Annotated in this window: 14 protein-coding genes and 1 pseudogene; 8 read left to right on the top strand and 7 right to left on the bottom strand. The window is 60.0% G+C overall.

Features of this window, described 5'->3' with window-relative positions; genetic code table 11:
* Positions 1 to 114: 114 nt before the first annotated feature.
* The 6 genes and pseudogenes from ABAC402_RS40990 to ABAC402_RS36240 all read right to left on the bottom strand — a co-directional run.
* Positions 115 to 273, bottom strand: a pseudogene (locus ABAC402_RS40990) (IS256 family transposase); the annotation flags it as partial.
* Positions 274 to 278: 5 nt separating this feature from the next.
* Positions 279 to 788, bottom strand: a complete 510-nt coding sequence (locus ABAC402_RS39475; protein ID WP_082180034.1) for an ASCH domain-containing protein — start codon at positions 786 to 788, stop codon at positions 279 to 281.
* A 259-nt stretch (positions 789 to 1,047) separates the two neighbouring features.
* Complete coding sequence (purD, locus tag ABAC402_RS36255) at positions 1,048 to 2,313, bottom strand: phosphoribosylamine--glycine ligase (RefSeq protein WP_023450797.1); 1,266 nt, start codon at positions 2,311 to 2,313, stop codon at positions 1,048 to 1,050.
* Between the two features lie 46 nt (positions 2,314 to 2,359).
* Positions 2,360 to 2,782 (bottom strand): type II toxin-antitoxin system VapC family toxin, encoded by a 423-nt coding sequence (locus ABAC402_RS36250; RefSeq protein ID WP_023450796.1) that lies wholly within the window; start codon positions 2,780 to 2,782, stop codon positions 2,360 to 2,362.
* On the bottom strand, positions 2,779 to 3,060 hold the full coding sequence (locus tag ABAC402_RS36245) for a type II toxin-antitoxin system Phd/YefM family antitoxin (protein ID WP_031235946.1): 282 nt from the start codon (positions 3,058 to 3,060) through the stop codon (positions 2,779 to 2,781). The genes ABAC402_RS36250 and ABAC402_RS36245 overlap by 4 nt, the downstream gene beginning before the upstream one ends.
* 36 nt (positions 3,061 to 3,096) lie before the next feature.
* The gene (locus tag ABAC402_RS36240; RefSeq protein ID WP_031235945.1) at positions 3,097 to 5,106 is read right to left on the bottom strand and encodes an ATP-binding protein; all 2,010 of its coding nucleotides are present in this window, start codon (positions 5,104 to 5,106) and stop codon (positions 3,097 to 3,099) included.
* A gap of 200 nt (positions 5,107 to 5,306) precedes the next feature.
* On the opposite strand from ABAC402_RS36240, the gene xseA reads away from it, so the two are divergent.
* The 8 genes from xseA (at position 5,307) to ABAC402_RS36200 (ending at position 11,740) form a co-directional block, all read left to right on the top strand.
* Positions 5,307 to 6,875, top strand: coding sequence for an exodeoxyribonuclease VII large subunit (xseA, locus tag ABAC402_RS36235; protein ID WP_023450793.1), 1,569 nt, complete (start codon positions 5,307 to 5,309; stop codon positions 6,873 to 6,875).
* Between the two features lie 280 nt (positions 6,876 to 7,155).
* On the top strand, positions 7,156 to 7,371 hold the full coding sequence (locus tag ABAC402_RS36230) for a DUF2093 domain-containing protein (protein ID WP_023450792.1): 216 nt from the start codon (positions 7,156 to 7,158) through the stop codon (positions 7,369 to 7,371).
* A 110-nt stretch (positions 7,372 to 7,481) separates the two neighbouring features.
* Entirely contained in the window at positions 7,482 to 8,189 is a 708-nt protein-coding gene (locus ABAC402_RS36225; RefSeq protein WP_023450791.1) for a M23 family metallopeptidase, read from the top strand.
* 195 nt (positions 8,190 to 8,384) lie between these two features.
* Positions 8,385 to 8,879 carry a response regulator gene (locus ABAC402_RS36220; protein ID WP_023450790.1) on the top strand — a complete coding sequence of 165 codons (495 nt, stop codon included), beginning with the start codon at positions 8,385 to 8,387 and terminating at the stop codon, positions 8,877 to 8,879.
* Positions 8,880 to 8,969: 90 nt separating this feature from the next.
* Entirely contained in the window at positions 8,970 to 10,256 is a 1,287-nt protein-coding gene (locus ABAC402_RS36215; protein WP_023450789.1) for an EAL domain-containing protein, read from the top strand.
* A gap of 36 nt (positions 10,257 to 10,292) precedes the next feature.
* Positions 10,293 to 10,511, top strand: coding sequence for an addiction module protein (locus ABAC402_RS36210; RefSeq protein ID WP_023450788.1), 219 nt, complete (start codon positions 10,293 to 10,295; stop codon positions 10,509 to 10,511).
* Positions 10,511 to 10,804: a type II toxin-antitoxin system RelE/ParE family toxin gene (locus tag ABAC402_RS36205; RefSeq protein ID WP_023450787.1), complete on the top strand. Its 294-nt coding sequence runs from the start codon at positions 10,511 to 10,513 to the stop codon at positions 10,802 to 10,804. Before ABAC402_RS36210 ends, ABAC402_RS36205 begins: the two co-directional genes overlap by 1 nt.
* Positions 10,805 to 10,867: 63 nt before the next feature.
* Positions 10,868 to 11,740, top strand: coding sequence for a TIGR01459 family HAD-type hydrolase (locus tag ABAC402_RS36200; protein WP_023450786.1), 873 nt, complete (start codon positions 10,868 to 10,870; stop codon positions 11,738 to 11,740).
* Positions 11,741 to 11,883: 143 nt separating this feature from the next.
* Here ABAC402_RS36200 and ABAC402_RS36195 read toward each other — a convergent pair whose 3' ends face one another.
* A complete protein-coding gene (locus ABAC402_RS36195; RefSeq protein ID WP_023450784.1) occupies positions 11,884 to 12,684 on the bottom strand; it encodes a sensor histidine kinase KdpD in 801 nt (266 codons plus the stop codon).
* Positions 12,685 to 13,063: the final 379 nt, after the last annotated feature.

The raw sequence follows: 13,063 nt of genomic DNA, 5'->3' as shown, positions 1-13,063 counted from the left end.
TGCCAAGGTCTGGTTCTCCGTTGTGAATCAATGGGATGTGGTAATGCCATTGTATCACAAGAGGCAGAATCAGGCCGCCCTATACTTCAAGTCCTGTGGGACAGCAGTGGCTCAGACTCGATAGTCCATCTCCGCGTTCAACACGCGCCCGGCCAACGCCTTCTTCGACTGGTCCAATAGGCCATTGTTAGAAAAGGCTGTCTTAGCGTCAGCCCCGTTCAAAAGCTGATCCGGGATACTATCAGCTATTGTCGGTTCTTTCCAGCGTGGCATGGGAATCAATCTCCTTCTGTCCCATTATGCACGCCCGCACATGAAACTCCTGACAGTCCCTCATTGACGAGAGCGAAGGCCTCGCCTTCCTCCAAAGCGATCAGTTCAGTGCCTCGCGCGGCCAGAGCTTCATCGATCACTTCGACAAGACGGAATGTCTCCCACCAGAGAAGCATGTTTGGTGAGAATGTGCCTTCATTGCTAAAAAAGGTTTCGTGGACCGCACGCCAGTATACGAGACTTCGATCACCCTCGCCTTCTTCAAGCGCGAAGGCTTCATCAATCTCATCAAATCGACATTGGCCGACCGAAATGGTCTCAATAACGCCTACAGGGTTATCAAGCGCCGTCACGACCCATTGCATGCCAGGTACAGTTGGATTTTCATCACGCCCATTCCAAACTGTGGCGCGCTTGCGGCCGACCAAAATCAAGCCAGCCAGCCGTTCTTCCAAACCGGACGAGCCAAAGCATGTTGTGGGCAAGCTATGCCACCATGGAAGAGCCTCGGTCATGGTGCGCTCTCCTAAATCTGCGCGGCGTGAACAAGAGGGGCAGAGTCGATGACAACGCCGGTATCCAACCCTATCGGCTGCTGATGCCGACCTCGAATGACGATAATAGCCTTGGAATGCAGAACTTCCAACAACCGCAACCTTGTCCCCTCCTGGTTCTAAATGGCGGCCGGTCGTTCTATAGTCGAATGCCTCTGGTCCGGTATATTACCGCGACGGTTAAGCCAGCCGCTCGCACGCATCGGCCAAAGGCCGCCGCCTAGAGAGCTCGCCAGGCGATGTCGGTGCGGTAAAATCCACCCGGCCAGTCGATAGCAGCTAACGCCTCGTACGCCTTGTCGCGCGCCTCCCGGACCGTCTTGCCCCGCGCGCAGATGTTCAGCACCCGCCCGCCCGCCGCCCGAAGCTGGCCCTTGTCGTCGCGCGACGTGCCGGCATGGAACACCGTGACATCGCGGCCGAAATCCTGGTCAGCGCCACGGATGATCGAACCGGCGATCGGGCTGTCGGGATAGCCACGCGCCGCATAGACGACGCAGACCGCCGCATCCGAATGCCATTGCGGCTCCGGAAGATTACGCAACGCCCCCTTCGCCGCTGCGACCAGATAAGGCACAATATCGCTCTTCAGCCGCAGCATCAGCACCTGGCATTCCGGGTCCCCAAAGCGGGCATTGTATTCGACCAGGCGCGGCTGGCCGTCCTCGACCATCAGCCCGGCATACAGCACGCCCTTGTACGGCATGCCCTCGGCCTTCATCCCGGCCATGGTCGGTTCCAGTATTTTCGAGCGGGTAATCTCCAGCAGTTCCGGCGTCACGATCCGCGCCGGCGAATAGGTGCCCATGCCGCCGGTATTGGGGCCGGTGTCGCCGTCGAAGGCGCGCTTGTGGTCCTGGGCCCAGCCGAAGATCATAGCGGTCTCGCCGTCGCACAGGGCGAAGATCGAAGCCTCCTCGCCCGTCATGAACTCTTCGATGACGATGTGCGAGCTGGCGGCACCGTAGCGCCCGCCCAGCATGGCCTCGATCTCGGCGACACCGTCCTGATAGTCCGGCGAAATGGCCACGCCCTTGCCGGCGGCCAGGCCATCGGCCTTGATGACGTAGGGCGGATCGTAGGTCTTGAGGAATTCCCGTGCCTCGGCGACATTGTCGAAGGTTTCAGACTGCGCCGTCGGGATGCCGTAGCGGGCACACAGCCCCTTGGTAAAGGCCTTGGAGGTTTCAAGCTGGGCCGCCTTGCGCGACGGACCGAAACAGGCGATTCCGGCGGCGGCACAGGCATCGGCCAGCCCCTCGGCCAGGGCGCTTTCGGGACCGACAACCACGAGGTCAGCGTGGATTTCGTGCGCCAGGCCGATCAGGCCGATCACGTCGGTGGCCTTGATGTCGCGACATTCGCCCAGCGAGGCCATACCGGGGTTACCCGGCGCCACGACGAGACGGTCGCACAACGGCGACTGTCGGATCTTCCATGCCAGGGCATGTTCGCGGCCGCCCGAACCGATCAACAGGATATTCATGGTTTCCCCGCTTCTCTCATGCCGCGAGTCCGGTCAAGCGAAAGGTTCAATTCCAAGGGTTATATATGGCGACCTGAGCTTTTTCGAATTGACGGGTGTCACGTGACACCACCGTCATCCCGTGATGTAGCGCCGTTGCGGCTATGATCAGGTCCGGTTGCGAAAACGTGTGACCGATCTTGCGCCCCTGCTCGACCAGCAGCCGCCACTTAAACATGACGTCCTCGCTCACAGGGAGCGCACGCTGTTGGAACATCGGGCGTACCCGGTGCTGCAACCAGTCGTGCAGTTCGGCGCGGCGCCCGGCCTCCGCCACCAGTTCAATGCCGAAACGGATTTCAGCAAAGGTCACCGTGCTAACATATAGGCAGTCAAGGGCTTGCGCGGCGATAAAATCCAACACCTTGCGCTCCGGTCTTGGCCGCCGGAGCTCGGAGAGGATATTCGTATCCAGCAGCCAGTCAGTCACAGATCCACGCCACGTACCGGAGACGCCGCTCGCAGAGGTTCGATCTCGATGTCAGGGCTTGGCGAAGCCTGCATAGCCACTATCAGGGCCGCACCTGACGCCTCCCCGCTCATCCGGCGAAATTCGTCAGCCGCCACAATCACCACTTCGTCGCGGCCGTGTACAGTGACAAGCTGAGGCCCCTCGATGCGCGCCAGGCGAACAACTTCGCTGAAACGCGCCTTGGCATCCTGAAGCAACCAGCGACCCGGTGCATGAGATTTGGATTTTCTGGTCATGCTGACCAGATTAACACGGTTAGGCGGCGACGGCAATCAGCACGCCAGAACAATCGGCGTCCCGTTGGTATCTTCCAGACAGCGATGCAGGGTGGCATAGAACTGCGGCAGGTCGATCGGCTTGTGCAGCACATGATCGAAGCCATGGCCACGCGTATCGGTCAACAGCCTGGTCTGGGTCGCCGCCGACAGGGCAACAATGGCGCCCGGTTGGGTGGACCCGCCCCGCTCGCACACCATGCGCGTCGCCGTGATCCCGTCCAGCACCGGCATCTGGATATCCATGAAGACCAGATCAAAGCGTGTGACGCTGCACATTTCCAAAGCTTCGGCACCGTCGGAGGCCTCGAAAATTTCGAGTCCATAATCCTTCAGCAACAACCGGATGAGTTCGCGATTAACCGGGTGGTCATCGACGATCAGAACCTTGCGATCTTCGAGGAAGATCGGCCGCAGCCCCTCGGGCACGACGGTCGGCGCCGGCGCCTCGGTTTCGATCGCGGGGATTTCAAACCAGAAGGTACTGCCGCGGCCCGGTTCAGAGTCGACGCCGATTTCTCCCGCCATCAGACGGACGATCTCATAGCAGATCGACAAGCCCAGGCCCGACCCGCCGTACTTGCGGTTGATGCTGTTGTCGACCTGGTTGAAGCGGGTAAACAGGCGTCCCCTTTGCTCGGGCGTCAGGCCGGGACCGGTGTCCTTGACTTCAACCCGCAGTCGGCCGTTGCTGACCATCAGGTCGACGGCAACGAAACCGTCATGGGTAAATTTGCAGGCATTGCCGATCAGGTTGTACAGCACCTGGCGGATGCGGACATCGTCGAGCATCAACCACACCGGCGAAGCCGCCGCATAGTCAAAGCCGATCGTGATGTTGCGCGTCTCGGTCAGGGCCATGAACTGGTCGACGACGTCGCCGGCCAACTGGCGCAGGTCGGTCGGCTGGGCGTCCAGTGTCACCTGGCCGGCTTCCAGCTTGGAGAAGTCGAGGACGTCGGTGATCAGGCTGAGCAGAGCCTCGCCGGCCTTATTGATGCGGCCGATATAGTGGCGCGCATCCCGGGGCAGGTCCGCGACACCCTTCAGCAGATTGGCATAGCCGAGTATGGTGGTCAGCGGCGTGCGGATTTCGTGGCTCATATTGGACAGGAAGTCCGACTTGGCCTGCTGGTGGGCCTCGGCGTCGCGCCTGGCCGCGCGCAGGGTCTCTTCGTAGTGCGACTGGTCGGTAATGTCTTCCAGAATGCCGAAGATGAAATCCGGCTGACCGTCGGCATCGCGCTCGACACCGCCGCGGGCGTAGACAATGCGCGCCTTGCCGTCCCCGCGGATAAGCCGGCACTCAAAATGCAGGTCGGCGCCGTTCTGCATGGCGTCGCTGACGCAGCGCTTTACCTCTTCACGATCGTCGGGGTGAAACAGGTTGATCGCGGTGGCGATGTCGGGCGTAAAGGTCTCACGGTCGAGACCGTGAATGGCATAAACGCCACGCGACCAAAAGGCTTCCTGCTTCTTGATGTCCACATGCCAGTAGCCGACGCCAGCGACCTCCTCCATCAGTTCCAGCTTGTTCTGGGTGTCCTGAAGCTGGCGGATCGCGGCCTTGCGCGCCAGACTGTCCTTGCGCAAGGACAGGATGGATGCGGCCGTCGCCGCCAGCTTTTTGAGCCGGCGCTGGTCGATAGCGTCGAAATCGCGACGGGGATGGATGTCGATGACGCTGATCGTGCCGACAGCTTCGCCTTCAAAATGGATCGGCGCTCCGGCATAGAAGCGCACATAGGGCTCATCGACGACAAACGGGCTGTCGCAGTAACGCGCATCGTCCAGGGTATCCGGCACGACCAGAATGTCACCACACTGCAGGGTGTGGTCGCAAAACGAGATTTCGCGGGGGATCAAGTCGATCGGCATGCCATGGCGCGCTTTGAAAACATAGCGCTCGCCGTCGCACAGGGCGATCAAGGCGATGGGCGCGTCGAATATATCGGCCGCCAGCATGGTGAGGCTGTCGAGCCCGGCTTCAGGCTGGGAGTCAGGCATGTCCGTGGCCTGCGGCGCCGGCGAAGATGGGCGGTCGGGAGGTCCGTCAGACGGCAACATGGCGGGGATGGCTCGGATACGGAATGCGTTCGTTTGAAACTACAGGCAACGCCCTCAACAAAGCTTAAACGCCAAGGCCTAAATTTCGTACCCCGGTTCGCCTATAGGCAGGACCGTCAGATTGACCTAATCTGATCGCCATGCCGAATGATCTCTTAAGCGCCGCCGATTCGCCCGCGCCCAGCTCCAATACCCCTGCCTATACGGTATCGGAACTGGCCGGCGCGCTGAAGCGCACCCTGGAACAGACCTATGATCATGTCCGCCTGCGCGGCGAAATTTCCAAGGTCACGCGCCATGCCTCCGGCCACGTCTATCTGACTCTCAAGGATGATAAGGCCAATATAGACGGTGTTATCTGGAAGGGTCAGGTTAGCCGGTTGCAGGCTCAGCCCGACCACGGCCTGGAGGTCATTGTCACCGGCCGCATTACGACGTTTCCCGCATCGTCGAAATATCAAATTGTCATCGAGCAGATGGAGGTGGCCGGGGTCGGCGCCCTGCTGGCGCAACTTGAACGTCTCAAACAGAAGCTGAACGACGAAGGCCTGTTCCGCGCGGAGCACAAGCGCCCCCTGCCCTATGCGCCACGCACTATCGGCGTCATCACCTCGCCAACCGGGGCTGTGATCCGCGACATCCTTCACAGAATTCGCGATCGATGGCCGTGCCGTGTCATCGTCTGGCCGGTGGTGGTCCAGGGTGACACCGCCGCACCTCAGGTGATCAACGCCTTGCGTGGCTTTGATTCCGGCGCGGTACCGCGGCCCGACGTGATCCTTGTGGCGCGCGGCGGCGGTTCGGTTGAGGACCTGTGGCCGTTCAACGACGAAGCCCTCGCCCGCGCCGTCTCGGCCTGTTCCATCCCGGTCATTTCGGCCGTCGGCCACGAGACCGACACGACCTTGATCGACTATGTCTCCGACCGCCGGGCCCCAACCCCGACTGGCGCGGCCGAGTTGGCAACACCGGTGATCGGAGAACTGCGCGCCCTTGCCGCCGACCTGGAACGCCGACGCCAGGCCGGCATGTCACGCGGCCTGGATGTCCGGCGTGAAAAGCTGTCGCTGCTGGCGCGTGCCCTGCCACGGCCAACGGACCTGATCGACAGCGCCCAACAAAGGCTGGACTTTATGGCCCAGCGCCTGGCCGGCAGCCTGAGCCAGAACCTCAACCTCCACCGCAACGCATTCACCAAGGCATCGGCGCGCCTGTCACCCATGCTGCTGGCGCGGCAGGTCGAGCAATCACGCCAGCGACTGGACCACGCCAGCCATCGTCTGGGCGGCGCGCTGACAGGTCTCGTCGAGCGCCACAGTTCCCGGTTCGCCCCGCTGGAAGGCCGCCTCGACAATGCGCTCGACCGCCGTGTCAAGGTCGCCCGCCAAAATGCCCGCCTGCCAGATCTCATGATACGCATGACAGCCGCCTTGGAGCGGTCTCTTTCACTCAGGTCGGAGCGCCTGCTGCGGATGGAGCAGCTTCGCCTCAGTCTTAATCCGACGCGGCCGCTGGACCTGGGCTTTGCTTTGGTTGAACGCGACGGCCATGTCGTTACGTCGGCGGCGGCCATCTCTACCGGCGACGCCCTGACCCTGACCTTCAAGGACGGAAAAACCCCGGTCACGGCCGGCGACGGCTCCGCCAAAGCGCTCAAACTGCAAACGAAAAAGCTAACGCCGCCCCCCCGGCAAGGCAGTCTGTTCTGACTTGACTTAGGTCCCGCCACCGGCAAGCTGGTCTCCAACGGAGGTATGAATGCCATCATTGCTGCCAAAGATCTGTCCGCAGATTGACCGGTGTCGATACCGGGATCTTTGTTCGGTATGTCCTTAGGGAAGAAGAAACTCAGTTGGCCCTTGCCGACCCGTCGTTCTAAACCTTGTCACCAGACAGGCCGTGCTTTATCGCACAAGTGCCCCTTGCCGTCCTCCCGTTTGACCGTGCTCTAAGCTTGATTATTGCGGGCAATCGTCCTACCTTTGCGTCATGAACATGCACTCACCCCCGCCTCTGCCCGATCAGGCCGTGCTGCATTACGGCGACGGCGAATACACCATCATGCGGCCGGGCAAGTTCGTGCTGTGCGCCGTCTCCGGCAAACGCGTCCCACTTGAAGCCCTGCGCTACTGGAACCCGCGTTCCCAGGAAGCCTTTGCCGGTCCCGAGGAGGCCATGCAGCGGTGGAAAAGCCTCAACCTGTAAACCGGCGCGCACTTGTCGCAGGGGGACTGGCGGCGCTGATTCCCGCCACGGCTTCCGCTCAACCGCTTCCGTTCAATCTTAAGGGCCGTTTTGTCCAGAGCGGCTACGCCATGGGCCAAGCTTCCCCCGGCGCCCCGTTCTGGGTCGACGGCGTGGCGCGCGGTGTCACCTCCGATAAGGGCTGGTTCTATGTCGGCCTCGATAGAGATGCCCCGGCGGCCTGTCTGATCGAGGTGCAGAACACCACCGGCGGTCGCGACAGCACGCGTATTGCCATCACGCCCGGCACCTACGACATTCAAAAGGTCAACGGCCTGCCGCAACAGACCGTAACCCCGACCGATCCGGCCGTCCTGGCCCGGATCAAACGCGACAGCGACCTGAAAAACCTGGCCTTCGCCAGCCGTGATTTGGGCGATGGTTTCCGCACGGGCTTCATCTATCCGCTGGGAGATTTTCGCGTTTCGGGCCGGTTCGGCAACCAGCGCGTCCTCAACGGCACACCCAAGGCGCCGCACTACGGCTTCGATATGGCAGCGCCCGCCGGCACGTCGATCCGCGCCCCGGCGCAGGGTCTGGTCATCCTGGCCGAACCCGACATGTTCTATGAAGGTGGCCTGACCCTGATCGATCACGGCCAGGGCCTGATCTCAATGTACCTCCACCAATCCAAAGTCCTGGTCAAAACAGGCGATCGCGTTACCCAGGCCCAGATCATCGGCAAGGTCGGCGCCAAGGGCCGCGCGACGGGGCCGCACCTGTGCTGGCGGCTGAAGTGGGGCGAACGGCGGATGGATCCCAGCCTGATGGTAGGCTGATACGAAGCCGTTGCGATAACGCCATTTTTCGCGTTGTGAGCGGTAGTATACGGCTAGTCTGCTGCAAACTGTCCGTCCTGTCCGGACAATTATTTGCTTGAAGTTGTTGCCAGATTCATCATAACACCGGTCTTCGCACCATTGGGGACCTTGCGGTGCAACACTTACGAAGAGGCAAGGATTCGAATTTCCGATATGGCCGATTACACCAGCCTGAAAATACTTCTGGTCGAAGACAATCAGCACATGCGGTCGATTATCAACGCGATCCTGAAGGGTACGGGCATTCGTAATGTTCGCGAGGCGCGCGACGGCGCGGAAGGGTTAGACCTGCTGCGCCAGTACCCAGCCGATATCGCCTTGGTTGACTTTAACATGGAACCGATCGACGGCGTCGAGTTCACCAAGATGCTGCGCAATGCGCCGGACAGCTCCAATCCCTATCTGCCAGTGGTGATGATTACGGGCCATTCTGAGCGCTCGAAGGTCATTCGCGCCCGCGATTCCGGCGTAAACGAATTTGTCGTCAAGCCCCTGACGGCAAGGGCTTTGCTGGGGCGGATCGACTCGGTGATCATGCGTCCGAGGCCCTTTATCCGCTGCAAGACCTATTTCGGCCCGGACAGGCGCCGAATCGACGACAAGGCCTATCCCGGCCCCCACCGCCGCAACACGGACGGCATCTTTTAGATTCCTGTTTACAATTGTTAACAGCCCCTAGTCGCAACGCTCAAATCACGCGATAGTCGAGCAGTGATTCTCTGCGTGGAAGACGCAAATATGGGCAAAATCGTAACTCCCCTGCTGATGGTGACCTACGCCATACTGAGCGGCTGTGTCGCCGCTCTGGTCTGGCGCGGCGGTTCCGATGGCGGTACCGCTATGGCCGCTTTCATCGGCACACTGGGCGTCTGTGTCGCCTTTCACGCCTACGCCACCCAGAAGATGACTGAGATCCGCATCACCAAGGACATCGACCTCGTCCGTGACGCCCACCGGCTGATGGTCGATGCCATCGACTCGACCCAGAAGGACATGATCGAACTGGCCGACCGCGTGCAAAACCAACGCACGTCGCGCTCCGAAGAGCTGACGTCCGAAGTGCGCATGCTCGAGGATCTGGTCAAGAAGTTGGGTGAAAGCATCGAAGACAGGTTAAACGAGTGGAAATCCGCACCGGCAGTTGTTGTGCCGTTGCACGGCTCGCCGGCTCAGAACGCGCGTGAAGCCCAGGCCCTGGCGCTGATCGAGACCATTCGCGAAGCCCTGACCCAAAACCGCGTTGACCTCTACCTGCAGCCGGTCGTGTCACTGCCCCAGCGCAAGACCATCTTCTACGAAAGCTTTTCGCGTCTGCGCGACGCCACAGGCCGTGTGCTCATGCCGGCGGAATATCTCAATGTGGCCGACGCCGAAGGGCTCGTGCCTTCGATCGACAACCTGCTGCTGTTCCGCTGTGTCCAGATCGTCCGCCGCCTCGCCAAGCAGGACCGCCGTATTGGCATCTTCTGCAACATCTCGCTGACGTCGCTCCGTGACGAGGTCTTCTTTCCGCAATTCCTGGAGTTTCTCAGCGAGAACAAGGACTTGGCAGGCGCCTTGATTTTCGAACTGGGTCAGGATGCCTTTGCCAACCGCGGCTCGACCGAAGCCCGCAATATGGCCAAGCTGGCCGATCTCGGCTTCCGGTTCTCGATCGACAAGGTTATGACCATCGATTTCGACTTGCAGGACCTGCACCGCTCGGACGTGCGTTATGTCAAGATCGGTGCCGGGCTGTTGCTGGCGCAATTGCTCGAAGTCGAAGGCAAGCCGGCGCTGAAGTTCCTCAAGGACATCCATGCCGGCGACTATGCCGGCCTGCTGGCGCGCTATGGCATCGAGGTTATCGCGGAAAAGGTCGAGAGCGAAAAGCAGGTCGTCGATATCCTCGATATCGAGATCGGCTATGCCCAAGGCCACCTGTTCGGCGAACCGCGCGCCATCAAGGAACAGGTCCTGGCCGAAACCGCTCCGCCGGCGGGCTTTGCAAAATCGACCATGCCGCAACTGCGCCGCCGGGCGTGAATTGCCGTTAGCCTGAGTTTGTTGTAGACTATCGGTATGGGAACTCTGTCACCGGACGATATCAAGCGCCTCTCCGTCGAGGAGCGCCTCGAACTGATCGGCGACCTTTGGGATAGCATCGAAGCGGAACGTTTGCCTGTTCCTGACGCGCATCGTGCGGAAATTGAACGTCGTTTGGCAACGCTTGATGAAGACATCAAGCTTGGCACCGCTTGGGAAGATCTGAAGGCCGAGATGGAAGCCAGGGCAAAATAATGCCCAAGATTGTATTCACGCCGGTCGCCCGTCAGGAAGCCCTCGACGCTCAGGATTGGTACGAAAAGCAATCAAAGGGTCTTGGACAGCGTTTCCGATCAGAACTGGACCGCCAACTCGGGCGTATTGCCTCGAAGCCCTACCATTTCGCGCCTGTCGTGGCTGACGCAAGGCGTGCTCCTCTTGATCGATTTCCTTACGAAATCTACTTCCGCGAAAAAGGTGACGAAATTCACATTATCTCGTGTTTTCATTCCAGCCGAAATCCGACCACCTGGCAGAAACGTGTCTAACGCCCTTCCCCCTCAGCCCATAACTCGCTAAACCCCGTCCGATATCACTTACCGGATAGAATTATGACCTCCCCTACCCTGTTGAATGGCCTGGCCAAAGTGGCGGGCGACTATGATGCCGTTTTCTGCGATATCTGGGGGGTGATCCACAACGGCCGGCAGCACTTTCCGCCTGCCTACGAAGCCCTTAAGAGGTTCAAGGCCGAACACGGACCGGTCATCCTGATCTCCAACTCGCCGCGGCCCCAGGCCGACCTGATCAGTCAACTGGCCTCGCTGGGTATTTTCGACGAAGGCTTTTCTGATGTCATCTCTTCGGGCGACGCCACACGCGAATACCTCCGCCAGTTCGCCCCGCGGGGTCCTTGCTGGCGCATCGGCCCGCCACGCGACGACGTGCTGTATAAGGGTATCGATCTCGATCTAAGCGGCAAGCCGGAAACAGCCACCTTTATCTCGTGCACCGGGCCGTTCGATGACGAAAACGACACCCTGGAGCAGTACCAGCATGCGTTCACTATTGCGGCCCAGCGCAAGATCGTGATGATCTGCGCCAATCCCGACAAGGTAGTACAGCGCGGCGACAGGATCATTATGTGTGCCGGCTCGCTGGCGGACCTTTATGCCAGTCTCGGCGGCCCTGTCATCATGGCCGGAAAGCCCTACCCGCCGATCTATGACCTTTGCTATGCGTCACTGGAGAAACTGGCCGGGAAATCCATCGCAAAAACGAGAATTCTCGCTATTGGCGATGGTTTGCCGACCGACGTACTGGGCGCCAATGCCCAGGGGCTGGACCTGGTATTCATCGCCGCTGGCATTCATGCGATGGAGGCGACTGACGATTCCGGGAAGCTGGATCCGTTGCGGTTGAAATCCCTGCTCGATATCCAGATGGCGCATGCCAGATACGTCGCCGACGCCCTGCGCTGGTAGGCGGCTATATCCAGGGGGCGATGCTGTCGCTAATGATGTCGGCCAGGGCCTGGAACATGGCCTGGCGCGGTGACGAGGTCCGCCACGCCGTGGTCAGATGACGCACCATCAAATACCATGTCACCGTTATTTACGCACGTTATTCACACAGGCATCCGGAACGTAAATCGGGTTTCATCAGCGGTAGACGTCGCGTGAAGTTGACCGCCGTGCGCTCTGGCGATCTCCGAGGCGATGTACAAACCTAGCCCAAGGCCCGACCGGCAGGGGCGAACCTCATCGCGTGTAAAGGGCTGAAAAAGCCGCGCGATATCGGCGGTTGCGATGGGATCGCCCGTGTTGCTGACCGAGAGCTCGAAAACGCCGTTCTGGCAGAAGGCGCGGATGAAGACCGGGCCTTCTGTCGCCCCGTGAATAAGGGCGTTGGCAAGCAAATTGGACAGCATCTGTGACAGTCGGCCGGGATCACAATAAACGGCGTCGAGAAGACTTACCTCTGCCTTTATCGTCCTGGTGGGCCAAGTTGAACGTAATTCATCAATCACCTGGGTCAGAAACGGATCCAATTGGACGAAGTTGCGCGCGAGCGTCATGCCGTCCCCCAATCGCCCGCGCGCGAAATCCATTATGTCGTCAATAAGGCCTGACATTCTGTCAGCGCTGGTCGACACAAGTTTTGCAACGGTGGCTTGCTGCGCATCCATTTGGCCCTTCGACATCAATTGCATGCCAGAGATAATGGCAGACAAAGGGTTTCGAAGATCATGACCCAAGACAGCAATGAACTGCTCGCGCAATGCGGATTCTTGCCGTTCAGCGACCAATCCGCAGCGGACTATGTCAGCCGATGCGCAAAATCCGTTAGAACCGATTTCCGCCGCAGTGACAGCGCCTTTGTCCTGGGCAGAAATTTCTGAGCTGCGGCCTCTCGGTTCGAATGACATGGGTTCCAATTTTCGCCCCTATACAAACGTGGCCAGCCCAATCCATACGCAGAGCGTTCTCCTGCCTAAGCGACGGCCGCGGCTAGAGCGCAATCCGATAAAGTATGACGCCACCCGCAGGGGCGCTCCCGTTTTCGGATAAATTGCGCGACACAACAAAAACTTAGAGCGAGATGGCGATTCTACCTAAAGCCATCCCGCTATAGCGCGGCTCATTGGCGTTCTTCGCCGGCTCGAGTGTTTTGAGAACGGTACGTCCATCAGATATCAGTTGGGGTTCGGTTCACGGCACGCGATTTCGAAATCGCGCTCGTGATATTGCCCAATAAGTTCCACGCCCCAACATTTGATCACATCCTTGTTTTTTTGATAGGGTCGG

The organism is Asticcacaulis sp. AC402 (assembly GCF_000495835.1).
Taxonomy (GTDB): Bacteria; Pseudomonadota; Alphaproteobacteria; order Caulobacterales; family Caulobacteraceae; genus Asticcacaulis.
Note: the sequence above shows the minus strand (reverse complement) of the source record. Positions and strands in the feature narration are given on the sequence as shown.